The organism is Paenibacillus sp. MDMC362 (assembly GCF_003269305.1).
Classification (GTDB): domain Bacteria; phylum Bacillota; class Bacilli; order Paenibacillales; family Paenibacillaceae; genus Paenibacillus_AQ.
Genome location: NZ_QLYT01000107.1, coordinates 1 through 839 on the forward strand (window position 1 = coordinate 1; position 839 = coordinate 839).

Here is an 839-nt window from a genome sequence, read left to right on the forward strand (position 1 = left end):
GGAAAGGAGGCTGAACGAATTGATTCAGAATATGGAGGTGGCATCTGCGTAAGCGGTGTCACGTTTAGGGGAGCCCGTTATTGGGCTCCCTTTCATTTGAAATCCACAGAACCGGAGGTAACATGATGTCCTATTCACGTCAACCAGCCATTATTATTGTCACCGGTGTCATGGCTTCCGGTAAATCAACGGTAGCCCAGCTGCTGGCCGAGAAATTTGAATGCGGTGTCCACTTGCGGGGAGACTCGTTTCGGAAAATGATAGTCAAAGGCAGGGAAGAAATGCTTCCGGATGCTTCAGACGAAGCAAAGCGGCAGCTCGCCCTCCGCTACAGGCTATCGGCCTCCGCTGCCAGAACCTATGCTGAAGCGGGTTTTCATGTCGTCCTCCAGGACGTCATTCTCGGCCCCGCGCTGCTGCAAATAACCGAAATGCTAAACGGCCTTCCCGTTTACGTCGTTGTGCTGAACCCATCTGAGAATGCTGTCAGCGCACGCGAGCAGATTCGTAACAAAAAAGGCTACGGGGTATGGACCATCCATGAGCTGAACCGGCGTTTGAACGACGAAACGCCGAGAATCGGCATGTGGCTGGATACCTCCGATTTATCTCCGGAAGAGACCGCTCAAGAGATTTGGAAACGGATTTGGGATGAGGGGAAGATTCATTAACCTAAACACGGTATCATTCATGACAAGAATTGCTGGTAAAAAACAATTAAGCCTGTTTATTCACTTCGATCCTGCCGCCGGCCGTGGTTTAATATAGATGTCCGGCTGGACCAAATGATCGGAAAGGAGGCTGAACGAATTGATTCAGAATATGGAGGTGGCATCTGC

The 839-nt window shown here is 50.7% G+C and carries 1 protein-coding gene; it reads left to right on the forward strand.

Annotation, left to right across the window (positions count from 1 at the left end):
* Positions 1-125: 125 nt before the first annotated feature.
* The gene (locus tag DP091_RS30995; protein ID WP_113061846.1) at positions 126-671 is read left to right on the forward strand and encodes an AAA family ATPase; all 546 of its coding nucleotides are present in this window, start codon (positions 126-128) and stop codon (positions 669-671) included.
* The last annotated feature ends 168 nt before the right edge of the window (positions 672-839 follow it).